This window comes from Candidatus Dormiibacter sp. (assembly GCF_050999135.1).
GTDB lineage: Bacteria > Chloroflexota > Dormibacteria > Dormibacterales > Dormibacteraceae > Dormiibacter > Dormiibacter spiritus.
In genome coordinates, this window is record NZ_JBPCPN010000004.1 from 1 (window position 1) to 20452 (window position 20452).

Annotated in this window: 24 protein-coding genes; 12 read left to right on the forward strand and 12 right to left on the reverse strand. The window is 66.9% G+C overall.

Going from position 1 to position 20452, the window contains the following annotated elements; genetic code table 11:
- Window positions 1-171: 171 nt before the first annotated feature.
- Window positions 172-729 carry a YceI family protein gene (locus tag ACR2MZ_RS00985; RefSeq protein WP_434003213.1) on the forward strand — a complete coding sequence of 186 codons (558 nt, stop codon included), beginning with the start codon at window positions 172-174 and terminating at the stop codon, window positions 727-729.
- A 62-nt stretch (window positions 730-791) separates the two neighbouring features.
- On the opposite strand, the gene serC is transcribed toward ACR2MZ_RS00985, so the two are convergent.
- The 3 genes from serC to ACR2MZ_RS01000 are packed head-to-tail and all read right to left on the reverse strand — an operon-like array spanning window position 792 to window position 3361.
- Window positions 792-1925 carry a phosphoserine transaminase gene (gene serC, locus ACR2MZ_RS00990; protein WP_434003214.1) on the reverse strand — a complete coding sequence of 378 codons (1134 nt, stop codon included), beginning with the start codon at window positions 1923-1925 and terminating at the stop codon, window positions 792-794.
- Window positions 1926-1973: 48 nt separating this feature from the next.
- The gene (locus ACR2MZ_RS00995; protein ID WP_434003215.1) at window positions 1974-2375 is read right to left on the reverse strand and encodes a VOC family protein; all 402 of its coding nucleotides are present in this window, start codon (window positions 2373-2375) and stop codon (window positions 1974-1976) included.
- The gene (locus ACR2MZ_RS01000; RefSeq protein ID WP_434003216.1) at window positions 2375-3361 is read right to left on the reverse strand and encodes a uroporphyrinogen decarboxylase family protein; all 987 of its coding nucleotides are present in this window, start codon (window positions 3359-3361) and stop codon (window positions 2375-2377) included. The genes ACR2MZ_RS00995 and ACR2MZ_RS01000 overlap by 1 nt, the downstream gene beginning before the upstream one ends.
- 282 nt (window positions 3362-3643) lie before the next feature.
- On the opposite strand from ACR2MZ_RS01000, the gene ACR2MZ_RS01005 reads away from it, so the two are divergent.
- The 4 genes from ACR2MZ_RS01005 to ACR2MZ_RS01020 are packed head-to-tail and all read left to right on the forward strand — an operon-like array spanning window position 3644 to window position 5367.
- A complete protein-coding gene (locus tag ACR2MZ_RS01005) occupies window positions 3644-4129 on the forward strand; it encodes a hypothetical protein (RefSeq protein WP_434003217.1) in 486 nt (161 codons plus the stop codon).
- On the forward strand, window positions 4119-4496 hold the full coding sequence (locus ACR2MZ_RS01010; RefSeq protein ID WP_434003218.1) for an SDR family NAD(P)-dependent oxidoreductase: 378 nt from the start codon (window positions 4119-4121) through the stop codon (window positions 4494-4496). The genes ACR2MZ_RS01005 and ACR2MZ_RS01010 overlap by 11 nt, the downstream gene beginning before the upstream one ends.
- 2 nt (window positions 4497-4498) lie before the next feature.
- The gene (locus ACR2MZ_RS01015; RefSeq protein WP_434003219.1) at window positions 4499-4945 is read left to right on the forward strand and encodes an SDR family oxidoreductase; all 447 of its coding nucleotides are present in this window, start codon (window positions 4499-4501) and stop codon (window positions 4943-4945) included.
- 38 nt (window positions 4946-4983) lie between these two features.
- Complete coding sequence (locus tag ACR2MZ_RS01020; protein WP_434003220.1) at window positions 4984-5367, forward strand: hypothetical protein; 384 nt, start codon at window positions 4984-4986, stop codon at window positions 5365-5367.
- A gap of 6 nt (window positions 5368-5373) precedes the next feature.
- Here the strand turns inward: ACR2MZ_RS01020 and ACR2MZ_RS01025 are convergent, their stop codons facing one another.
- The 4 genes from ACR2MZ_RS01025 to ACR2MZ_RS01040 all read right to left on the reverse strand — a co-directional run bounded on the left by ACR2MZ_RS01025 (window position 5374) and on the right by ACR2MZ_RS01040 (window position 8627).
- Window positions 5374-5703 carry a MoaD/ThiS family protein gene (locus ACR2MZ_RS01025; protein WP_434003221.1) on the reverse strand — a complete coding sequence of 110 codons (330 nt, stop codon included), beginning with the start codon at window positions 5701-5703 and terminating at the stop codon, window positions 5374-5376.
- Window positions 5700-6815, reverse strand: a complete 1116-nt coding sequence (locus tag ACR2MZ_RS01030) for a WD40/YVTN/BNR-like repeat-containing protein (protein WP_434003222.1) — start codon at window positions 6813-6815, stop codon at window positions 5700-5702. Before ACR2MZ_RS01030 ends, ACR2MZ_RS01025 begins: the two co-directional genes overlap by 4 nt.
- Window positions 6816-6891: 76 nt before the next feature.
- Complete coding sequence (locus tag ACR2MZ_RS01035; RefSeq protein WP_434003223.1) at window positions 6892-7662, reverse strand: ABC transporter permease; 771 nt, start codon at window positions 7660-7662, stop codon at window positions 6892-6894.
- On the reverse strand, window positions 7659-8627 hold the full coding sequence (locus ACR2MZ_RS01040) for an ATP-binding cassette domain-containing protein (RefSeq protein WP_434003224.1): 969 nt from the start codon (window positions 8625-8627) through the stop codon (window positions 7659-7661). The genes ACR2MZ_RS01035 and ACR2MZ_RS01040 overlap by 4 nt, the downstream gene beginning before the upstream one ends.
- A 161-nt stretch (window positions 8628-8788) precedes the next feature.
- Between ACR2MZ_RS01040 and ACR2MZ_RS01045 the strand changes: the two genes are divergently transcribed.
- From ACR2MZ_RS01045 to ACR2MZ_RS01055, 3 genes are read left to right on the forward strand one after another with little or no spacing between them, the layout of a single operon-like run.
- Window positions 8789-10228: an FAD-binding oxidoreductase gene (locus tag ACR2MZ_RS01045; RefSeq protein ID WP_434003225.1), complete on the forward strand. Its 1440-nt coding sequence runs from the start codon at window positions 8789-8791 to the stop codon at window positions 10226-10228.
- A gap of 51 nt (window positions 10229-10279) precedes the next feature.
- Window positions 10280-11392: an FAD-binding oxidoreductase gene (locus ACR2MZ_RS01050; protein ID WP_434003226.1), complete on the forward strand. Its 1113-nt coding sequence runs from the start codon at window positions 10280-10282 to the stop codon at window positions 11390-11392.
- Entirely contained in the window at window positions 11392-12621 is a 1230-nt protein-coding gene (locus ACR2MZ_RS01055; protein WP_434003227.1) for a (Fe-S)-binding protein, read from the forward strand. The genes ACR2MZ_RS01050 and ACR2MZ_RS01055 overlap by 1 nt, the downstream gene beginning before the upstream one ends.
- A gap of 285 nt (window positions 12622-12906) precedes the next feature.
- On the opposite strand, the gene ACR2MZ_RS01060 is transcribed toward ACR2MZ_RS01055, so the two are convergent.
- The 4 genes from ACR2MZ_RS01060 to ACR2MZ_RS01075 all read right to left on the reverse strand — a co-directional run bounded on the left by ACR2MZ_RS01060 (window position 12907) and on the right by ACR2MZ_RS01075 (window position 16072).
- On the reverse strand, window positions 12907-13848 hold the full coding sequence (locus ACR2MZ_RS01060; protein ID WP_338176589.1) for an alpha/beta hydrolase: 942 nt from the start codon (window positions 13846-13848) through the stop codon (window positions 12907-12909).
- 45 nt (window positions 13849-13893) lie between these two features.
- On the reverse strand, window positions 13894-14550 hold the full coding sequence (locus ACR2MZ_RS01065) for a cob(I)yrinic acid a,c-diamide adenosyltransferase (RefSeq protein ID WP_434003228.1): 657 nt from the start codon (window positions 14548-14550) through the stop codon (window positions 13894-13896).
- 54 nt (window positions 14551-14604) lie between these two features.
- Window positions 14605-15588 carry a hypothetical protein gene (locus tag ACR2MZ_RS01070; protein WP_434003229.1) on the reverse strand — a complete coding sequence of 328 codons (984 nt, stop codon included), beginning with the start codon at window positions 15586-15588 and terminating at the stop codon, window positions 14605-14607.
- A 73-nt stretch (window positions 15589-15661) separates the two neighbouring features.
- Window positions 15662-16072, reverse strand: coding sequence for a VOC family protein (locus ACR2MZ_RS01075; protein ID WP_434003230.1), 411 nt, complete (start codon window positions 16070-16072; stop codon window positions 15662-15664).
- A gap of 208 nt (window positions 16073-16280) precedes the next feature.
- On the opposite strand from ACR2MZ_RS01075, the gene ACR2MZ_RS01080 reads away from it, so the two are divergent.
- The 4 genes from ACR2MZ_RS01080 to ACR2MZ_RS01095 are packed head-to-tail and all read left to right on the forward strand — an operon-like array spanning window position 16281 to window position 20000.
- Window positions 16281-16874 (forward strand): TetR/AcrR family transcriptional regulator, encoded by a 594-nt coding sequence (locus tag ACR2MZ_RS01080; RefSeq protein WP_434003231.1) that lies wholly within the window; start codon window positions 16281-16283, stop codon window positions 16872-16874.
- Complete coding sequence (locus ACR2MZ_RS01085; RefSeq protein ID WP_434003232.1) at window positions 16871-17809, forward strand: ABC transporter ATP-binding protein; 939 nt, start codon at window positions 16871-16873, stop codon at window positions 17807-17809. Before ACR2MZ_RS01080 ends, ACR2MZ_RS01085 begins: the two co-directional genes overlap by 4 nt.
- Complete coding sequence (locus tag ACR2MZ_RS01090; RefSeq protein WP_434003233.1) at window positions 17809-18903, forward strand: ABC transporter permease; 1095 nt, start codon at window positions 17809-17811, stop codon at window positions 18901-18903. The genes ACR2MZ_RS01085 and ACR2MZ_RS01090 overlap by 1 nt, the downstream gene beginning before the upstream one ends.
- Complete coding sequence (locus ACR2MZ_RS01095) at window positions 18900-20000, forward strand: ABC transporter permease (protein ID WP_434003234.1); 1101 nt, start codon at window positions 18900-18902, stop codon at window positions 19998-20000. The genes ACR2MZ_RS01090 and ACR2MZ_RS01095 overlap by 4 nt, the downstream gene beginning before the upstream one ends.
- A 136-nt stretch (window positions 20001-20136) precedes the next feature.
- Here ACR2MZ_RS01095 and ACR2MZ_RS01100 read toward each other — a convergent pair whose 3' ends face one another.
- Window positions 20137-20445 (reverse strand): YciI family protein, encoded by a 309-nt coding sequence (locus ACR2MZ_RS01100; RefSeq protein WP_434003235.1) that lies wholly within the window; start codon window positions 20443-20445, stop codon window positions 20137-20139.
- Window positions 20446-20452 lie beyond the last annotated feature (7 nt).

Here is a 20452-nt window from a genome sequence, read left to right on the forward strand (position 1 = left end):
GAACCTGCGACCAGCCGATTATGAGTCGGCCGCTCTGACCAACTGAACTACGGGCCCGAGAGTGCCAAGTCTAGGTGGCCCGGCGGCCCCCGAGCGCCCGGAGCATGGAATACCAGGGCGGGCCACGGTGTATGCAGGGACAACATCCCAGTCATTGGAGGAGAGCAGTTCATGAGCGAGCGTTACCAGTTGGATCCGGCCCATACAGTCATTGGCTTCAAGGCCAAGCACCTCGCTGTCACCACCGTGCGTGGCAACTTTCAGAAATTCGACGGCTGGGTCGCGGGCGACCGCAGCAACCCGGCTTCACTGACCGGGGAGGTCACGGTAGACATCGCCAGCCTCACCACCAACAATGAGCAGCGTGACGGCCACCTGAAGTCCGGTGACTTCTTCGAGGCCGAAGGCCACCCGCAGGCCGTCTACCGCCCCACCCGGGCCGAGCAGACCGGAGCCGACACCTTCAAGGTGTATGGCGATCTGACCATCAGGGGCATCACCAAGGGACTGGTGCTCGACGTCACGGTGTCAGACGAGATGGATCACCCCTTCCAGCCCGGCGGTAAGATCGTCTCCATCGAGGCCACCGGCTCGCTCAATCGCAAGGACTTCGGTCTCAATTGGGACGGCCTCGCCGGCACCATCCCGCTGGCCAGCAACGAGATCAAGCTGGAGATCGACTCCGAACTGGTCAGGACGGCTCAGACCGCCGACGCCGCGACCGTCTAAGTCGAGGTCTTGGCAGAGGAGCGCCACCGCGGCGCTCCTCTTTTTTCACGATCGGGCCCATTTCAGGTTCGGAGTTGCTCAGCGACGTATTCAATGCAGCCGGTCAGTGCTTCCACATCCGCCGGCTCGATGGCTGGGAAGAGAGCTATCCGCAGCTGGTTCCGGCCTAGCTTCCGGTACGCCTCGGTGTCGACAATCCCGTTCTGGCGCAGAATCTGTGAGACGCGCGCGGCATCGATGCCTGGGGCCAGGTCGATGGTCGCCACGACGTGGCTGCGGTCCTCCTGCCGCATCACGAACGGCTGGGTCCATGCGGTTCGCTCCGCCCAGCCGTAGAGAATTCGCGCTGACTCGTCGCAGCGGCCGGCCGCCCATTCCAGGCCCCCGTTGTCGTTCAGCCAGCTGACCTGCTCGGCCAGCAAAAAGAGCGTGGCCAGAGCTGGAGTGTTGTAGGTCTGCTCCAGGCGCGAGTTGTCCAAGGCCAGACCGAGGTCGAGAAAAGCTGGTGTCCAGCGGCCGCTTCGACGGATCTCCTCAATGCGCTCGATGGCGGCCGGCGAACAGGCCGCAAGCCAGAGGCCGCCATCGGAGGCGAAGCACTTCTGCGGCGCGAAGTAGTAGACGTCGAACTGCCGCGGGTCCACGCGCAGACCGCCCGCGGCTGAGGTCCCGTCCACAACCACCAGCCCCCCGGCGCCGACGGGTCGCTGGATAGGCATGGCCACGCCGGTGGAAGTCTCGTTGTGGGTGAGTGCATAGACGTCGACGTCTGCCCTGGCGATCGCGTCCGGCCGTGTGCCCGGCGGCGAAACGATGACCTCCGGCTCGCTCAAATGCGGCGCGGCCTTCGCCGCGGCGGCGAACTTCGCCGAGAACTCGCCGAAGGACAGATGCTGGCTCTTCCGCTCAATGAGGCCGAACGTGGCGCAGTCCCAAAAGCACGTGCTGCCGCCGTTGCCCAGAAGCACCTCGTAGCCGTCGGGCAGCTGGAACAGCTCGCTCAGACCGCTGCGAACGCGGCCAACCACTGTTCGCACACCTGACTGACGGTGGCTGGTGCCGAGGAACGTCGCAGCCTGACGCTGGAGCTGCTCCATCGCCTGGGGCCGGATCTTGGAGGGGCCGCAACCGAAGCGGCCGTCGGCGGGCTTCAGCTGTGGCGGGATCTTGATCTGGGGTTGGAGCTGGGTTGACATACACAGTCCAGTCTCGGCGATGAAGGGCCGACCGCCGGTGGAGGCGCTTCAGGCGGGGCCGATGACTTCGACCTCATTGCCGGCCGGATCGTCGACGTAAAAGGTGCGCACGTCGGGAAGCACTGGATGCACACCGCCGCGCACTTCCAGTCCTGCGGCCCGGCAGCGCTGCTCGAGGTCGTCGTATTGGGCGCGGCTGACGTTGAAGGCCAGATGGTGCAGCACGCGCTGCGCTTTGTCAGCCGGGAACTCGCCCTCCGGCTCGGGGTGGGGCACCAGCACTATCATCTCCGGCACCGGGCCCTCGCCTGGGCCGGCGCGGAGGAAGCGGTTGCGCAGCTCAGGTCCGGAGATCTGCTCCAGCCCGAAGAGGTCACGGTAGAAGGCCAGCGCGCGATCCATGTCCCGCACCCAGAGCACTATCTCCGCCAGGTGCAGAACCCTGGCCATCAGCCAGCGAGCGCCTGCATCATCACGTCCAGGCGCTCGGGCTTTGCCCTGGGTGGCACGGAGCAGCCGGGCCCGAGGAGAAAGCGGCGGCCGCCCGTCTCCCGCACTGCCTCGCGCACCTGCTCGCGAACTGCCTCGTCGGGGCCGGCCAGCAGCGTTTTGCGCTGCTCCACCCCGCCCAAGACCGCCTTGCCTGAGCGCTCCTGCGCCTCCGCCAGAGAGGGGTTGCCGCGCCCGTGACGCGAGTAGCTGAGCACCTGTACGGGCAGCTCGCGCGCGATCTCAACCGTCTGCCGGCCGCCGCAGAGATGCAGCACGTTGAACCATGCCTCTTTGGGCAGTGCGCTGAGCACCTTTTCATCGAGGGGCAGCAGCAGCTGCCCGTACACCTGACGCGGCATGGCGTCAGGGGTGGCCAGATGCGAGATGGCGTAAAAGACGCCGGCCGCGCCTGCTTCCACGCTGCGGCGGCTGAAGTCGATCAGCGCTGTGGCGATCTTCTCCAGGCCCGGCAGCACGAGGTCGGGACGCTGACGGAGCTCCCGGATCAGGCGGCGGCTGTCCCGATCCACCAGGTAGGACGCCGCCGACATCGGGGAGAAGACAGTCTGGATGACGGGCACGTCGGGACCCAACTCCTTGACGACAAGCTGAAGCGCTTTGATCTGGTCGCCGAACGCGCTCTGGTTGACCAGCTTGAGCTCAGCCCAGTCCTCCGGGCTGCTCACCGCGGCGTGATCCAGCACAGGACCCTTGAGCCTGTGGCCTGAGGGGTGATAGCGGTTGCCGAAGGCTTCGGCAAAGAAGGTGGCGCGGGGCTGAAGCTTGACGAAGTCCCAGCCGTGGCGCCTCGCTCTCTCGATGGTTACGCCGGCCAGCTCCTCTGGCGACCACTCCTCTCGGTAGGTGTGGCCCCAGGCCCCGCCCGGCGGCCTGTCGACAGCTTCCCCTGCAATGGCCGCCTTCACGCGATCGATTGATCTCACGAAGGTCGAGTCTAGGCTCTAGGCAGGGTGATGAAAAAGGGTCGGCGAGTGATTTGGCGATCCAGGTGGTCCAGATTCGGGTGCATTTTCGAGCACCGGAGTGAGCGCATCTGAACGATGCGTGAACGAGGAGCACAGAAAATAAGCCCGAAGATGGGCCGCATGGGCGCCAAGGCGCCGCCGAGGCCGCCGGCCCGAAGCCCTTTTTCATCGGCCTGCTAGCTGAGGTTCAACTAGCATCGGGCCCGAGACAGAGTCAGGTCACCAGCTGTGGAGGAAGCCATGCCCGCGAACGAACAGGTCGGGATCTACCTGAACGACCATCTTGGCGGCTCCGCCGCGGGCCGGGATCTGGCGGAAAGGATTCGGAAGCAGCACGAGGGCACAGCGCTCGGGGAGGCGATGGCGCCCATCGTCCGCGAGATCGAGGAGGATCAGGAGACGCTATCAGCCTTCATGCGCCGGCTTGGCGTCGGCGAGAGCAAGGTGAAGGTCGTCGCCGGCTCGACACTCCAGAAGCTGAGCAGCCTGGTCTTCGAGCTCGGCGTGGAGGGCGACTCCCCGCTCAACCGATTCCTCGAGCTGGAAGCTCTGCTGCTCGGCGTGAGCGGGAAGCGCGAACTCTGGCTGGCCCTGCGGGAAGCCGCCGCCCACCGACCCGACTGGCCGGAGCTCGACTTCGGAGCGTTGATCGAGCGAGCTGACAAGCAGCTGCAGGAATTGGAGCGACAGCGCCTCCAGCTCGCCGTGACTGCCTTTGCCAGCTGAGTCGCCGGGGTACCTGCCGCTGGCCGGCAGGGTGGCCGTCGTCACGGGCGTCAGCCGGCGCATAGGGATCGGGTTCGCGATCGCCCGGCGTCTCTTGGGGGAGGGCGCCGACGTCCTCATCCAGGGCTGGCCGCAGCACGATCGGGAGCAGCCCTGGGGCTTGGACGAAGCCGACTGGGCACGCCTGGCGGCGGAGCTGCGAGAAGGGCTCCCGGCAGGGGCAGGCCGCATAGAGTGGTTGGCGGCCGACTTTGCCGAAGCGACAGCTGCGGCGGCCGTCATCCAAGCGGCGGCTGAGCGGCTCGGCCGGCCTGACATCCTGATCGCGAATCACGCGCGCAGCTCGGCTCAAGACCTGGTTCACTGACCGTGCGGGAACTGGATCTGAGCTGGGCGGTGAACGTTCGAGCGACGCTGCTCCTGGTCCAGGCCTTCGCCCGCCTGCGTTCCGCTGCCGATGGCCGCAGGCCGCCAGGTCGGGTGATCCTCCTCACATCAGGACAGCATGTCGAACCGATGCCTGAAGAGATCCCCTACGCCCTGACCAAGGGCGCGCTGCAGCAGATCACAGCGACGCTGGCCAAATCACTTGCGGACCGGGGGATCACTGTGAACTGCGTCAATCCGGGTGCCACTGACACCGGCTACGCAACCGAAGAGGAGCGAGCTGACCTGGTTCGGCGGCACCCTGAGTGGCGGTGGGGAGAGCCGGACGACGCTGCCCGGCTGATCGCTTGGCTCTGCTCCGATGAAGGACGCTGGGTCACCGGACAGACCCTGGTGTCGGACGGGGGCATGTACCTGAACCGCTGTTGACCTGGCTGCCCCAACGATCCTCGCCTACCATCAACGCCATGGATCTCGCCAGCGAGGCCGCCCGGCTGCGGGAGGCAGCTCAGGCAAAACCGCTGAAGCTGCCGGTCAATCGCCGCATCGACGAGCGCAACCGGGCAGTGACCGAGGAAGGCCTCACCGTCTGGTTCACCATCCAGCACGCTGCCCAGGCCCGGATCCACGAGGTGCTTTTCGAGCGCTCCGACCGGCCTCCCACCGATGAGGAGATCAGGCCGTGGCTGGCGGAGCTGCTGCCCGGCGAGGCGGCTGTCGAAGCGCCCGGCCTGCCAGGCGCAAAGGTGCGCCGCTTTGAAGTCTTTGACCGGGTCTCGTCGCCGGGCGAGGCGCGGCGAGCTGCCGAGTTCGACTCTGTGCGGATCGACGCCGACAGGGAAGGCAGCTGAGTACTGTCAGGGCTTGACGGCGCAGGCAGACTCGCTGGCGCAGCCCCCGGCTATGGCGCCCACGACGACCAGCGGCTCCGCGCCCGACGCGACAGCGCCGGGCAGGAGGGCGTCAGGCGCCTCATGGGACAGGTCCTGCTCGCAGGCGAAGAACCTCACGAACGGCCTGCGGCGCTGCGTGACGTGGTCGCGGATCGTGCCCCGCAGCATCGGATACCTCGCCTCCAGAGCATCGAGGACCGAGCTCTGCGTGTACGGCGCCTGAACCTCCAGCCCGATTTCTCCGTCGAGGAGAGCCAGCCTCCGCAGATGAGTTGGGAGCACCACTCGGATCACTGCAGCGTCTGCACCTCGACTGACAGAACCGACGGCAGGTCTCTGACGATGGGTGCCCAGCTGTCTCCGGCATCGGCCGAGGCGTAGACCTGGCCGCCTGTGGTACCGAAGTAGACGCCGCAGGAATCAAGTGAGTCAGTGGCCATGGCATCGCGCAGTACGTTGACGTAGCAGTCGCCCTGGGGCAGACCCTTCGTAAGTGCCTCCCACTGGTTGCCGCCGGTCCGGCTGCGGTATACCCGCAGCTTCCCCTCCGGCGGAAAGTGCTCCGAGTCGCTCTTGATCGGCACGACGTAGACGGTTTCCGGCTCGTGCGCATGCACGACGATCGGGAAGCCAAAGTCTGACGGCAGGTTGCCGCTCACCTCATGCCAGGACTCACCGGCGTCGTCGCTGCGCATCACGTCCCAGTGCTTCTGCACGAACAGCACCCCCGGCCGCGTCGGATGTATGGCTATGCGATGAACGCAGTGTCCGACCTCAGCGGTTGGATCGGGAATGCCAACTGACTGCAGCCCCCGATTGATCGGCCGCCACGTCGCGCCTGCGTCGTCGGTTCTAAAAACGCCCGCAGCCGAGATGGCTATGAAGATCCGTTCTGGTTCAGTCGGATCGAGGACAATGGTGTGCAGGCACAGCCCGCCGGCACCCGGCTGCCAGGACGGGCCAGAGGTGTGGAGGCGGAGCCCGGACAGTTCGGTCCAGGTCCAGCCGCCGTCCTGGGTCTGGAAGAGCGCAGCGTCCTCCACCCCGGCGTAGACGGTATCGGGATCGGTCAGCGACGGTTCGAGATGCCAGACTCGGGCGAACTCCCATGGGTGCTGGGTGCCGTCGTACCACTGGTGAGTGCCGGGGACTCCGTCGTACACGAATTTGTTACCGACGGGCTGCCAGGTCGCGCCGGCGTCGTCGGAGCGCTGGATCGTCTGTCCGAACCAACCGCTGGACTGGGAGGCATAGAGACGGTTTGGGTCGGCTGGTGAGCCCTTCAAGTGGAAGATCTCCCAGCCGGCGAAGTAGGGGCCAGCGACTTCCCAGCTGTCGCGCTTGCCGTCCGCTGTTAGGACGAAGGCTCCCTTGCGGGTACCGACGAGTACTCGTACCAGGCTCATTCGTTGGTCCTCTCGATCCAGATTTCGTCCCGCAGCGCAGACAGCTGCGCAGCTGCGCGATCTACGAGCAGGTGCACTAGTTTGCCACCACGCGGCGGTAGCGGGCAACCGCCACCGGGGCGAAGACGGCTATCAGCCCGATGGACCAGGCCAGGGCCGCCCAGATCGAGTTGCCGGGCGTGCCGAGGAAGAGCGCCCGCGCGGCGTCCACCACTATGGTGAACGGATTGGCCTTGGCAAAAGCCTGGAGCAGGCTCGGCATCGACTGCACAGGTACGAACGCTGAGGAAACGAATGTCAGCGGAAACACGATCAGGAACCCGATCGAGCCAGCTGACTCGGCAGAGCTGGCGAGCAGGCCCATGAGCGCGAAGATCCAGGAGAACGCGAGGCCGAAGAGCAGCAGCAGCAGGATCCCAGCCAGGACCTGGGGGACGCTGGTGGCGAAGCGGAAGCCGATCGCCAGGCCTACAGCCACCATCAGAGCAGTGGCCAGGAGGTTCATGATCACGTCAGCGAGAGTCCGGCCCGCCAGGACCGCGGACCTCGCCATCGGGAGCGAACGGAAGCGATCGACCAGGCCCTTGCGAAGGTCCTCGTTCAACCCGACGGCCGTCAGGTAGCCACCGAATGCGATCGTCTGGGTGATGATTCCCGGCATCAAGTAGTCGACGTACTTGAAGCCGGGCGTCTTGATCGCGCCGCCGAACACGTAGACGAAGAGCAGCACGAACATCACCGGCTGGACTGTGAAGCCGATGAGAAGGTCGGGCGCGCGAGGGATGCGGATGAGATTCCGCCGCGTGATCACCAGCGTGTCTCCGATGCCCGCGAGGAGTTGACTCATTCCGCCTCCCCGGCGGCCGACTCCTCGGCCTTGTGTCCGGTCAAGGTGAAGAAAACGTCATTGAGGGTGGGCCGGCGGATGGCCACGTCCACGATCTCGACCCTGGCGGTATCAAGTCGCCGGACCGCTTCGACGATGGCGCCTGGGCGCCGGCCGACGCTGACGCTGATGACCTGGCCCTCGACCCGTGGTTGCTGTCCGTCTCCCATCACCGCGAGGGCCTGAAGTGCGACGGTGGGATCGGCGCCCTCGCCGAGGACCACCTCGAGGCGCTCGCGAGCGACCTGGTGCTTCAGCTCGTCAGAGGTCCCCTCTGCGATGACCCTGCCATGGTCGATCACTGCTATGCGGTCCGCCAGGCGGTCGGCCTCGTCTAGGTACTGCGTGGTCAGCAGGACTGTGCTCCCCTCTGCGACCCGTCGTTCGATGGTCTCCCAGAGCGAGACCCGGCTTCGCGGATCGAGACCCGTGGTTGGCTCGTCGAGGAAGATCACTGGCGGACGCGCGACGAGCGCCGCCGCCAGATCGAGGCGTTTGCGCATCCCGCCGGAATAGGTCTTCACAGGCCTCCGACCCGCCTCTTCCAAGTCGAAGTGCTGGAGCAGCTCATCGGCTCGGCTCTGAGCGACCCTGCCGCCCAGGTGGTAGAGCCGGCCCACCATCTCCAGGTTCTCGAAGCCGGTGAGGTTCTCGTCCACCGCCGCGTATTGACCGGCGACTCCGATCTGGGTGCGCAGGCGGCCGCCTTCCCGAACCACGTCGTAGCCGGCAACCCGAGCGGTGCCCGCGTCGGGCTTGAGCAGCGTCGCCAGAATCCTTACGAGCGTCGTCTTACCTGCGCCGTTGGGACCGAGCAGGCCGAAGACACTGCCCGGCGGCACCACGAGGTCGACGCCTGTCAGAGCCCGCACGTTCTTGTACGACTTGCTCAAGCCCTGGGTGACGATTGCAGGCTCATCGCTCACCGCGCGTGCCAGGCTCTGGCTTGGTTGGAGGGTCTGCATCGCGCAGTCATTAAAAGGAATGTCCAAGACCTGAGCCGGCGCTCGGTTTCCGGCTGTCCAGTGTCCTGCGCCAGAAGTTCACTAGGATCGGATCATGGGCCTGCCTTTTCGGTGAGCATCTGATGGCGCTACCGGCAGCCGTTCTCCATGACCTGGAGCGAATCGTCGGCAAAGGCCAGGTCATCGCTGATCCGCTCGACCTGCGCATCTTCGAGCGCGACGCGTCCATCACAGGCGCCCTGCCCGACGCTATCGTGCTGCCCGCGACCCATGACGAGGCGCAGCAGGTGGTCAAACTGGCTGCCCGGCACGGTCTGCCAGTGGTGCCTCGCGGAGCCGGCACAGGGCTTTCCGGCGGGGCCGTCACCCTGCATGGAGGCATCGCGCTGCAGCTGAGCCGAATGCGCCGCGTGATCAAGATCGACCCTGAGGAGAAGACCGCGCTGGTCCAGCCGGGAGTCGTCAACTCCGACCTGCAGCATGCAGCGAGCCATCACGGCCTCTTCTATGCTCCCGATCCCTCCTCCCAGAAGGCCTGCACGATCGGCGGCAACGTGGCTGAGAACTCGGGCGGTCCCCACTGTCTCTACTACGGGGTGACGACCAACCACGTCCTCGGCGTGCGGGCGATCTTCGCCGACGGCTCGTCCGCCTGGCTGGGCGGTGACTCCCTGCACCAACCTGGTTACGACCTGCTGGGCGTGCTGGTCGGCTCCGAGGGAACCCTGGCAGTGATCACCGAGGTCAAGCTGCGCCTGGTCTCCATCCCCGAGCACATAGTGACCCTGATGGCTGCCTTCCCCACCATCGAGACGGCCAGCCACGCAGTCTCCGACGTGATCGGCCACGGCATAGTCCCGGCGGCGCTGGAGATGATGGACCAGGTCACCATCGGAGCTGTGGAAGCTCACTACAAGGCCGGCTACCCGACCGAGGCCGGAGCCGTCCTGCTGGTCGAGATGGACGGCCTGCGGGAGAGCTGCACCGAGCTGACCGGAACCGTGCGCTCGCTCTTGGAGCAGAACGAGGCTACAGGGCTGAGAGAAGCTGCTGACGCCGCCGAACGGGAGCTCCTCTGGGCGGGCCGAAAGGGAGCCATCGGCGCGCTGGGCCGGATCAGGCCCAACTACTACCTCCATGATGGAGTGGTGCCGCGCAGCCGGCTGCCGGGCGTGCTGCGCAGCGTGAGCGAGATAGGCGAGCACTACCAGCTGCCGGTGGCCAACGTCTTCCACGCCGGCGACGGCAATCTGCATCCGAACATCCTCTTCGACCTGCGCGACAAAGGCGTGCTGGAGCAGGTGGAAGAGGCGGGCGAGGAGATGCTGCGAGCGGTGGTGGAGGCGGGCGGCACCCTCTCCGGGGAGCACGGCATAGGCATCGAAAAGAACTCCTTCATGCCCTGGATCTACAGTCCCGACGACCTGGCGGCGATGCGGCAGGTGAAGGAGGTCTTCGACTCAGCCGGCCTGCTCAACCCCGGGAAGATATTCCCCGACCCGGACCGGGAGCCGCGCCTGCTGGCGCGGGCGGGACTCTGCGCGGAGGCGCGGTGGTGGTGAGTCGCCGCCGGCTGTCCAGCGCCGTCGACGTTGCTGAACGATGACATGGTGATGGATCTGACCGTCGACGACCAGGTCCCGGCCCGGACCGAGCGGCCTGATTCACCCGAGCAGCTGGCGGAAGCTCTCCAAGCGGCCGCCGCCGCGGCCGAGAAGGTTGTCCCCATTGGAGGAGGCAGGCTCCTCGGTCTGGGCAATCCTCCGGCTCGGTTCGATGTCGCTCTGAGCACGCGGGGGCTGAACCGGATAGTCGAGTTCAGCCCCGCCGATCTAGTTGTGAGCGTGGAGGCAGGGGTGACGCTGGAGGAGCTCGACGCCGAGCTCAGCCGGGCCGGCATGTGCCTGCCGCTCGATCCGCCGGCCGGTCCCGGTCACACGGTCGGGGGTGTGCTCGCGAGTGCGATGAGCGGGCCGCTGGCGCTGCGCTTCGGCCGCTCCCGCGAGTTCGTGATAGGGCTGCGGGTGGCGCTGCCCGACGGACGCCTCGTGGCGAGCGGCGGCCGGGTGGTGAAGAACGTGAGCGGCTACGACATGAACAAGCTTCACCAGGGTGCGCTGGGCACACTAGGCGTGATGGTGGCGGCGTCCTTCAAGGTGTTTCCTCGGCCCCTGGCCGAGTTGACGCTCGAGTCGCAGCCCGAGGATCCCTGGGCGGAGGCTGAGCGAGCTCTGCGGCTCCCCCAGCAACCTGTCGCGCTCGAACTTGACAGCGCAGGCGGCCTTCTCGCTCGCTTCTGGGGAACCCAAGAAGGCGTCGCGCGCATGCATCGTGAGCTGGGCTGGCAGGAGACGGCGGCCGGACGCTGGGAATCGCGCGGCGCGCGGGGAGCGGGCTGGGCAGAGACCGTCTGGGCCTGGCTCTCGGTGCCCCGAGCTCAGCTGCGGCTAGTGCTGGACGGCCTGCCGGCCGGCGCGCGCTGGCTTGCCTCGCCCGGGCTGGGAGTCGCTCACTGGCTGGGCGCTTTGGGACTGCCTGAGCTGCGTTCGGCGCGGACGGCTGCCGAGTCAACCGGTGGAACTCTGGTCCTGGTCGCGGCGCCTCGGAGTCTGAAGGACGAGTTCGACGCCTGGGGCGCTCCACCGCCCAACCTCGATTGGATGCAACGCCTGAGGACGGCTTTCGACCACCAGCACACGCTGTCGCCGGGTAGGTTCGTCGTCTGATGGCTGTCGACATCCGCGATCCGAAAACGTTTCAAGGTCCTGACGCGCCCAGCGACGACGACCTGGCCACCTGTGTCCACTGCGGGCTCTGCCTCAATGCCTGCCCCACCTTCCGGGTCACCGGGCTGGAGACGGAGTCGCCCCGCGGCCGCATCTACCTCATGACCCAGTGGCAGCGGGGCGAGCTCCCCTACAGCGAGGATCTGGCCCGCCACATCGATCTCTGCCTCGGCTGCCGGACCTGCGAGGCGGTCTGCCCCTCCGGCGTCCCCTACGGCCGCATCATCGAGCACGGCCGGGCCGAGCTGGAGCGGATCCGCCGCCCCAACCCGAAGAGCATGGTGGTCAAGCAAGCCCTGCGCCAGCTGCTCGGCCACCCGCGCCGGCTGCGCTTGGCCGGCGGCGTGACGCGGCTCGCGCAGCGACTCCGGCTGACGGGCATCGTGGGCCCTGGCCGCCAGCTGCCGAGCCTGGCCAAAGCCTGGCGGCCGCCGCCCGGGAACGTGGCTCCCGCCATCGGGGAGCGCCGCTACCGCGTCGCCTTTCTCAACGGCTGCGTGATGCCCATCTTCTATCCCCACGCACACGATGCCTCCGTCCGTTTGTTGCAGCTGGCCGGTTGTGAGGTCTGGTTCCCGCCTGGGCAGCGCTGCTGCGGCGCCCTCCATGCCCATAACGGCGATCTCGAAGGAGCTCGCGAGCTGCGCGGGCATAACGCTGCCGCCTTTGGTCTGGAGTCGTTCGATTACCTGGTGGTGAACTCGGCCGGCTGTGGCTCACACCTGAAGGACTTCTACGCCAACCTGGGTGCTCGGGTGCGGGATCTCTCGGAGTTCCTGCTCGAAGCCGGACTGCCGCCGCCCGAGCAACCTGTGAACGTTCGCGTGACCTACCAGGATGCCTGCCATCTGGCTCACGCCCAGCGCATCCGCAAGCAGCCGCGAGAGCTGCTCCAGGCGCTACCGGGGATTGAGCTGGTCGAGATGGAGAATCCTGACATCTGCTGTGGCTCCGCAGGCATCTACAACGCCGTGCAGCCCGAGATGTCGCAGCGCATCCTGGCTGAGAAGCTGGACGACCTCCTGAGCCGGAACCCGCAGGTGGTCGTGACCGGCAACCCTGGCTGCCAGATGCAAATCGAAGCAGGTCTGCGGGAACGCGGCCGCGGCGACGTTCGGGTGCAGCACCTGGCCGAACTGCTCGTCGCCGCCTACCCGAAGGTCAGCTGAATCCGGCGCTTCCAGCGGCTTTGGGCCGCGCCCCCATAAGCGGCTGAGGCCGACCGATTCCGGGGTCTACGTGGCACCTTCCTGAGGCCCAATCCCAGGCCGCGAACGGGGCGCGGTCCGAGCGCGCCCGTTGCGCGCGCCTAGTCCTGAGAAAGCTGCTGCAGCAGCTGGCCCGCCTTGTCAAGCGACAGATGCTTGGCCAGATCCGCCTGACTCACGATGCCCACCAGGTCGTGTCCGTCGATCACGGGCAGCTGCGTCGCCTGTCCGGGTCCTGAAGCGAGCTCAGGAAACCTCCTCGTCGTCCTCCAAGAGCCGGAGGTGAGTGGAGGCCTTGAGTCCCAGATTGCGAGCGAAGAAACCGGCGACCCGTTCCACGTAGAGGCTTCGATCCGCGAAGTAGGCGCCTGCGTGGGGAGCGCCCGGGACCACCCAGATCTCGCGCGGACCGCGGTAGGCGTCGTGCAGGCGCCGTGAGTGCTCCACAGCAGTGACCGCGTCCTCTCCCCCGTGGATGAAGAAGAGTGGTCGCCGCTCGAGCCCTTTCAGGACGGATATGGGACTCGCCTCCTTCAGCCGCACTCGATGGCGGAGCTGCAGCCAGAGCGCTGAGAGCCAGATGATCGGACCACCCGGCAGCCACGTGCGCCGGCGAACATTCTCCCGGACCACCTGTCGGGCGTCGGCGAACGGGCTGTCGAGCACCAGCGCCTCGATGCCTGGGTCGCCCGCAGCCGCGAGCATGCTGACCGAAGCGCCCATCGAGTAGCCGAGCAGGCCGATGCGCGCGCTCTTCACCCGCTTGCGGATGAACGCCACCGCGGCTGCCAGCTCCTGCACCTCGCGAACGCCCAGGGTGACTGTCGACGGGTCGGACCCCGCCATGCCGCGGTAGGAGTAGGCCAAGACGTTGAAGCCCTTGCGCCAGAGTGCCATGGCGATGCCTAGGAGGTCCTGGCGCCGGCCCTTGTGGCCGGGGCTAATGACTATCACCTGGGGCGAGCCCGCCTGCCGGAAGAACCACGCTCCGAAGCCGACCCCGTCGGCGGTGAGCAGGTCCACGTCTTCGTAGTCCGCCTGGAACTCCCAGGGGGTAAACATGAAGTCGTCCAGATAGGCCGGTCTCAGAGGAAGGAAGAGGCGACGGTAGAGGATCGCGCCGCATCCGACCAGAATGACGAGGGCCAGAAGAACTACAGCCGAAACGATCGCGAGCGCGGCAGCCATGCGGTGCTTACCAGTCTAAGCTGGAGCCATCCGGCCGACAGGACTTCACTCGCTGGGCTCTCCCGTGACCGTTCGGCCACTCTTCGCGAGAGTCGCGCCGAGACCTGCGCGGGCCTCGTCAAAGCGGCCCAGCGCATAGAGGACCAGGCTCAAACGATTCAGATAGCCACCGATGTTCGAATATGCGGTAGGTAGTTGGGCCTCGGTGCCGGCCGAAGCCGGCAGCTCGGGCTGGGTGTAGCCGGGCGCCTCGGGCGACGGCTTCGCCAGGCGGAGCCAGCGGCGCTCTGCGCGGCGCACTATGGTGCGGGCAAGATCGAGAGCGCCTGAGGCGGCGGTCTGGCCGGGCAGGATGAACCCGTCAGGCATCGGCGCTTCAGCTTCCAGCTCCCCGAGCATTGCGTTCAGTCTCTCCACATCTGACTGCGTCATGGCACCAAAGCTGCCTTCTTTACCTGGCGCGGTGGCCAGTTCAGCGCCGAGCCTGTAGAGATCCCTCTGAAGCTGCTCGCACAGCTCCCGCACTCGGGAGTCAGCCGTGAGGCCCTTGGCCAAGCCGAGTGCGCTGGAGGCCTCGTCAACAGTGCCGTAAGCCTCGATGCGCTCGTCGGTCTTGCTGACGCGACCACCGCCCAGTAAGCCTGTCGTGCCGTCATCGCCGCGGCCTGTCAATTCCAGCATCGACTTCTTGCGGCCCGCCATGAGCTCGACTTTACTTGCCCAGGACCCGCGCCCGTGGGCCGGGCGCGGTATGGGCTACTGGTACATGACCAGGAGCGGCTGCGGACTCAGGGCAAGTACTTGGGACTCCGACATCAGGGGCCTGTCAGATGTGAAGAACAGCTTGACGCCCGGGTGCTGAAGCGGCGGCTGATTGGCCAGGGCATAGCTCGCGATCTTCGCCTGTGGCGTGCCGACGCCGTCCGCGCAGATCACCAGCGCCACCTCCGGCGGAAGGTGGATGCGCGCGCGGTCGGGCAGCATGTCAGGGCGGAACTGATGCACGACCAGCATCTTGGGCGGCCCACCGCTCTGGCGGACCAGCGCCGCCAGGCGGTCGACAACAGGATTGATTTCATCCGCCGTCATCCTGCCGATCTGACGACCGGGCAGCCCTCCGCCATTGAGGTCGAACTCCGGATCGAGCGCCAGGTTCACTCCGGGCCGCTGCAGCCAGGGCCAGAGGGCATCCACCTCAGCGCTCGGCGACGCCCTACCGACCTGCAGGTCGAAGAAGAACAGGAGGTGGTGGCTGAGCGCCAGATCGACATAGTGCTGGATGCTCTCGGCTGGCATCCGGACTCGGTAGGTCCCGTCCCCGACCGAGGACTGAGCGACAGGGGTGACGTAGTCGAGTCCGTTCACCACCGGGTGGCTGGGGTCCAGGCGTTGGTAGGCGTCCCCCTGGGCGTTCAGGCGAGCGAGAAGGTCGCCATCAGAGTAGGCGCCGATCGGTCCCAGCTCTCGACTGAAGGGATTGCCGTAGTAGAGAACCAGCCGATGGTCGGGCAGGGAGGCGTCCCTGACCCAACCATCGCCTCGCTCGCGCTTGCGCTCGGCTTGAGTCTGAGCTCGCTCCTCTCGGAACTGGGCGCCAGCCGCACCCATCCCCGGCGCCAGCCCCGTTCCCACTCTGGACGCCGTGGCCGCCGGGTGCGATTGTGGGGGCGCCGCCGGGTCGTGGAAGCCGCAGGCGACGAGGCAGAGCATGCCCGTCAGCAGCAGGCAGAACCGCTGCACTGGGCCAGTTATACCCGCCAGCCTGGTTCGACTCGGATGCTGACGAGCGGGCATGTCGCTGCCTTTGACTTGTCTAAGGGCTCGCGGGCAAAATCTCGAAGCCGCCGCCGAGGTACTCGCTGCCGGCCTCCACGATGCAGAACGGGTTGCCCCAGGGGTCGCGGGCATAGAACGAGCGCTCGCCCCATGGTCGGCTCGCGATGGTGCCGCGCCACGGGTCAGGGACGGCGCCCGCGTCAATCGCGCGCTGCCGAACAGCCTCCAAGCGCTCGTCGGTGGTCAGATATACGTGGCCGGGATTAGGCCCGGGGAATGTCGGGTCGCCGTCAGCGAGTGGGTCCCAGCAGGCCAGCAAGATCCCGCCGCAATCGAAGTAGTGGCGGCCGCTCGTGACGCGTTCGCCGTGGGTTTCGAGCAGCGTCCCGTAGAACTGTGTCGCCCGCTCGAGGTCATCCACCGGCAGGATAACGCGGAAGATTCGCACCGGATGACGATAGCCGAGGCGTAGTCAAGTATTCGAAGCCAGGCTGGTGGCAGACCGGCGACCTAAGCATCAGGCTTCGGCGCGGTTTCCTCCGCTTCCCTCCGCTGCTGCTTCCAGGATCGGTCGATTGCCGGGGAACTCCCCCCACCTGGCCGCCAGTCCATGGCACGCTTGACAGGCATTGTGTGCAAGCACATACTTTCATCTCATGACCGAAGCCGCCGAGACGCGCATCGTGCGGGCCTTCTTCGACCTGGCGGGCCGGAGAGGTATTGATGGAACCACAACGCGGGAGATCGCCCGCCGGGCGGCCGTCAACGAGGTCACGCTCTTCCGTCAGTTTGGCGACAAGGCGGGGCTGACTCGCGAGGCGCTCCGCCGGCTCATGCCGGTGGGTCTGATCGAGGCCTACCCGGCCGAGGTCGACGCCTCCACCCCGGAGCGCGCTGCCGGCGACCTGGTTGCGTGCCTCCGCTTCCTCCGCGACCTGATTCGGGATCGGCCGGAGGTCCTGGCCTTCGCGCTGGGCGAATGCCTCCGGCACCCTGAGCTGGCGGCGGAGATCGCCCCCACCCCGCGCGCCGCCAAGGTCCTGCTAGAGCGGGCCCTCCTGACGGCAGCGCCTCAGCTCCGACCCGAGGTGGATCCCACGGCGGCTGTGCTCTGCCTTCAGGGTCTGGTGTTCATGACCGGTCTCTGGCACCAGACCGGAATGGTGACGCTGCCGGAGGCGGAGTGGGACGCGCTCCTCGCGGCCGCGGTCCGACCGCTCATCGCCTGGGAGACGGGAGGCGCAAAGTGAGCGAACCGGCTATCGAGTTGGTCGAGATGACCAAGCGCTTCCGGAACTTCACAGCCGTCGACAGGCTGAGCCTGACCGTCCAGCGGGGCGAGGTCTTCGGCTTGCTCGGCCCCAACGGATCCGGCAAGACGACCACAGTAAACGTGATCAGCGGGCTCTCGCGGCCGACCTCGGGCACTGTCCGCGTGCTCGGCCGCGACATGCTTACCGAGCCGCGCTCGGTCCGCCGCCTGCTCGGCACCATTCCCCAGGAGACAGCGCTCTACGAGGAGCTCAGCGCGGAGGCCAACCTGCGCTTCCACGGCGACCTCTTCGACGTGCCCCGCAGCCGGCTGTCCTCGCGGATCGATGAGCTGCTCCGGCTGGTCCAGCTGGAGGACAGGCGGCGCGACAGGGTCAGCACCTATTCCGGCGGCATGAAGCGGCGCCTGGCGCTCGCTCGCGCGCTGCTCCACGACCCCGAGCTGCTCTATCTGGACGAACCGACGCTGGGCGTCGACGTGCAGAGCCGGCGCGCGATCTGGGACCACGTGCTCGATCTACGCACTCGCGGCAAGACTGTCCTCATCACGACCAACTACTTGGAGGAGGCGAGCGCCCTGGGCGACCGTCTGGCCATCATCGATCGCGGCCGTCTGGTGGCGCTCGACAGCCCGCAGGAGCTGAAGAGTAGGTACGGCGACACGGTGCTCGACCTCGTATTGGAGCTCGCGCCCTCGCCGGCCCTGCTCGTCCGGCTGCGAAGCATCGACGGAGTCACGGCGGTAAATACTGCCGACGGGACCCTGAAGGTCAATCTGACCGGCGACCCGGAGGCGACCGGTCGGGTGGTCACAGCGGTTACCGGTGAAGCCAAGCTGCTCCGGATCAACCAGCACGAGCCGGATCTGGACGAGGTCTTCCTCCAGCTGACCGGCCGCGAGCTGCGGGACTGATGCGGAGCGCCCTGCGTGTCATCGGCGCCGTCTGCGTGAAGGACCTCCGTATCGCACTCACCGAGCGCGTCTTTCTCGTGATCGGGGTAATCATCCCTGTCAACTTCCTCTTTCTGTTCAGCCTCTTCGCGCTGACTGGAGGCGAGGCGCCGATCGCTGTGGTCATGCAGGGGCAGGGACCGCTTGCCCGACAGTTCGTCTCCTCACTGGAGCACGCCCACTCGTTCCAGGTCCATGTCATGTCCACCTCCGACGCGGAGCGCCAGCTCCAAGCCGGCCGCATCGTCGGCGTGCTCACGGTCCCCGCAGGTTTCGACGACGACCTGCGGGCGGGCCGCCGGATCGAGCTGGCGGTCGAAGTCAACAACCTGCAGGTCGACTTCACCAACGACATCCGCCGGGCTGTGCCGCTGGCGATCACCTCCTTCTACGCCCAGGCCTTCCCCGATCAGGTGGTCGTCCAGGCGAGGGAGGTCGACGTCCAGGCCGGCGACACCGGTTACATCCCGTATTTGGCGGTCAGCATAGTGGTCGCCGGGATGTTCATCGAGGGCCTGCTGCAGTCGGTGGTCCTGACCGCCCGCGAGTATGAGGAAAGCACCATCAAGGAGCTGGAGCTCTCGCCGGCCAGCCGCTGGGCGGTCGCGCTGGGAAAGGTCGCGGCCGGCCTGGTCCTCACCGCCGCGGCGGCCGCGATCGTCACAGCGGTTGTTGTCTTCGTTGTCGGTGTCCACCCTGTGCACCCTCTCGAGGTGCTGCTGTACGGCGTGCTGATGATGGTGCCGGCCGTGGCCCTGGGCGTGCTGGTCGGCACGCTGCTGAAGCGCCGGCAGGCGGCGATTCCACTGGCCCTGGGCAGCTTCCTTCCGCTCTTCTTCCTGAGTGGACCCTTCGGGCCGCCCAACTGGGGCGGGACGGCCGCGATCTCCTTGGTTTCGCCGCTGACCTACGCGATTGCACTCTTCCAGCATGCGTTTCACGGCTACCTCACAGCCCAGACACCGCTGGCGGTCGACGTGGCTGTGCTGGTCGGCTTCGCGGTCGCGGCGGTGGTCGCCGCTACGACTGTGCTCAGGCGGGGCATGATGGCGTGAAACCCTATCTCCGCGCCGTCCTGGCGATCGCCTGGAAGGATATGGGGGTCTGGGCGAGGCGACCGAGCACGATAGTGGCCACGGTGCTGCCGGCCGTCGGTTTCATGATCATCATCCTGATCTCGGCCCAGGCGGTCGGCCGGAACCCAGTCGCGCTGGTGGTGCTGGACCGCGGCCCGCAGGCGACCCGCCTGGCGCACTCTCTGGAGACGTCGAATTCGTTCAGAGTGAGGACGGAAACTCCGGAGCGCGCCCGCCAGCTCCTGCACGACCTGGACGTGGCGGCTGTGATCACCATTCCCGCCGGCTTCGACGAAACCTACAGCGCGCATAGGTCGGACCCGGTCACCATCGAGATCAACAACCTGAACCTCGACTTCACCAATGATCTCCGCCGCTCGCTGCCGGCTGCCATCACCGACTTCTACGCCGGCCAGAACGACTCGCCGGTTCTGGTCCAGGTCCACGAGCACGACCTTCGCAGTCAGGACGTTAGCCTCGTGCAGTTCGACCTGATCCCCCATCTCGCCCTGCTCCTGACGGTGGCAGGGGTGGTCAACTGCGGTCTCGCCACGGCGCGCGAATTCGAGGACCTGACGATCAAGGAGCTCACCCTCGCTCCCATCGCGCGGTCCGCGCTGGTCGGGGGCAAGCTGCTGGCCGGCTGGACCACCACCATGAGCCTGGCCGCGATAGTCCTGGTGGGAGGTGCGGCGGCAGGCCTGCTGCGTCCTGCCGGTTGGTACTGGCTGCCGGCGCTGGTGGTCGTGGCGCTCTTCGGCCTGGCGGCGGCGGGTCTGGGCGCCCTGCTCGGCGCCTCAATCCGCCGTTTCCAGCCCGTCATCGCGATCGGGATCAATCTCTCCCTCTACCTCTTCTTCCTGTCCGGGGGGATCTCGGTGGCGGCGTTCCTGCCCGACTGGGTGCAGACGGTGGCGCGCTTCACGCCCACCTACTACGGCGTCCACGCGCTGCAGCAAACGATCTTCTACCAGTCGACGGATCAGCTGGGGCTGGATCTGCTGGTCCTGGGCGGCACTGCTGCATTCACGGTCGCCGCCGGTGCGCTCGCTCTCAGGCGCAGCATCGCCGCGTAGCCCCGCGGTTGCGGCGGCGGTGTTCCAGGCAACGCCTCGACCCATGGCCGGGCACTACGGTCCGGGGAAAGAACCGACAGCGGCCACCCGGACATCACCCGTGATCCAGACGTTGGTCCTCTTCCCCTCCGCTTGGTCAGTGGGTAGGGCTGCTTTGCCTGCCGTCGAGCCAGATAGTCCAGGGCTGAATCGCACCAATCTGGAGCAGCCCCATCGACGCCCATGGATCCTCCGCCAGGCGCGCCTTGATTTCGCGCTCGTCCCCGGCTTCGACCGCCAGCAGGGTCCGCTCGCCGTCGCCGATCGGTCCGCCGAGGATCACGAAGCCCTCCTCGACGAGTCGGTCCATGAACGTCGCGTGCTCGTCCCAGCCATGCTGCTCCCGTCGCTGGCGCGAGGTATCCCAGCTCGGGCCGTTGACCATCGTCAGCGCGAAGAAGGCCATTCGCTGA

What these genes read in the sequence shown, in the direction of transcription:
- ACR2MZ_RS00985 (WP_434003213.1), top strand. Translation starts at nt 172, where the DNA reads ATGAGCGAGCGTTACCAGTTGGATCCGGCCCATACAGTCATTGGCTTC.
- serC (WP_434003214.1), bottom strand. Translation starts at nt 1,925, where the DNA reads ATGTCAACCCAGCTCCAACCCCAGATCAAGATCCCGCCACAGCTGAAG.
- ACR2MZ_RS00995 (WP_434003215.1), bottom strand. Translation starts at nt 2,375, where the DNA reads ATGGCCAGGGTTCTGCACCTGGCGGAGATAGTGCTCTGGGTGCGGGAC.
- ACR2MZ_RS01005 (WP_434003217.1), top strand. Translation starts at nt 3,644, where the DNA reads ATGCCCGCGAACGAACAGGTCGGGATCTACCTGAACGACCATCTTGGC.
- ACR2MZ_RS01020 (WP_434003220.1), top strand. Translation starts at nt 4,984, where the DNA reads ATGGATCTCGCCAGCGAGGCCGCCCGGCTGCGGGAGGCAGCTCAGGCA.
- ACR2MZ_RS01030 (WP_434003222.1), bottom strand. Translation starts at nt 6,815, where the DNA reads ATGAGCCTGGTACGAGTACTCGTCGGTACCCGCAAGGGAGCCTTCGTC.
- ACR2MZ_RS01035 (WP_434003223.1), bottom strand. Translation starts at nt 7,662, where the DNA reads ATGAGTCAACTCCTCGCGGGCATCGGAGACACGCTGGTGATCACGCGG.
- ACR2MZ_RS01045 (WP_434003225.1), top strand. Translation starts at nt 8,789, where the DNA reads ATGGCGCTACCGGCAGCCGTTCTCCATGACCTGGAGCGAATCGTCGGC.
- ACR2MZ_RS01050 (WP_434003226.1), top strand. Translation starts at nt 10,280, where the DNA reads ATGGATCTGACCGTCGACGACCAGGTCCCGGCCCGGACCGAGCGGCCT.
- ACR2MZ_RS01055 (WP_434003227.1), top strand. Translation starts at nt 11,392, where the DNA reads ATGGCTGTCGACATCCGCGATCCGAAAACGTTTCAAGGTCCTGACGCG.
- ACR2MZ_RS01060 (WP_338176589.1), bottom strand. Translation starts at nt 13,848, where the DNA reads ATGGCTGCCGCGCTCGCGATCGTTTCGGCTGTAGTTCTTCTGGCCCTC.
- ACR2MZ_RS01065 (WP_434003228.1), bottom strand. Translation starts at nt 14,550, where the DNA reads ATGGCGGGCCGCAAGAAGTCGATGCTGGAATTGACAGGCCGCGGCGAT.
- ACR2MZ_RS01080 (WP_434003231.1), top strand. Translation starts at nt 16,281, where the DNA reads ATGACCGAAGCCGCCGAGACGCGCATCGTGCGGGCCTTCTTCGACCTG.
- ACR2MZ_RS01090 (WP_434003233.1), top strand. Translation starts at nt 17,809, where the DNA reads ATGCGGAGCGCCCTGCGTGTCATCGGCGCCGTCTGCGTGAAGGACCTC.
- ACR2MZ_RS01100 (WP_434003235.1), bottom strand. Translation starts at nt 20,445, where the DNA reads ATGGCCTTCTTCGCGCTGACGATGGTCAACGGCCCGAGCTGGGATACC.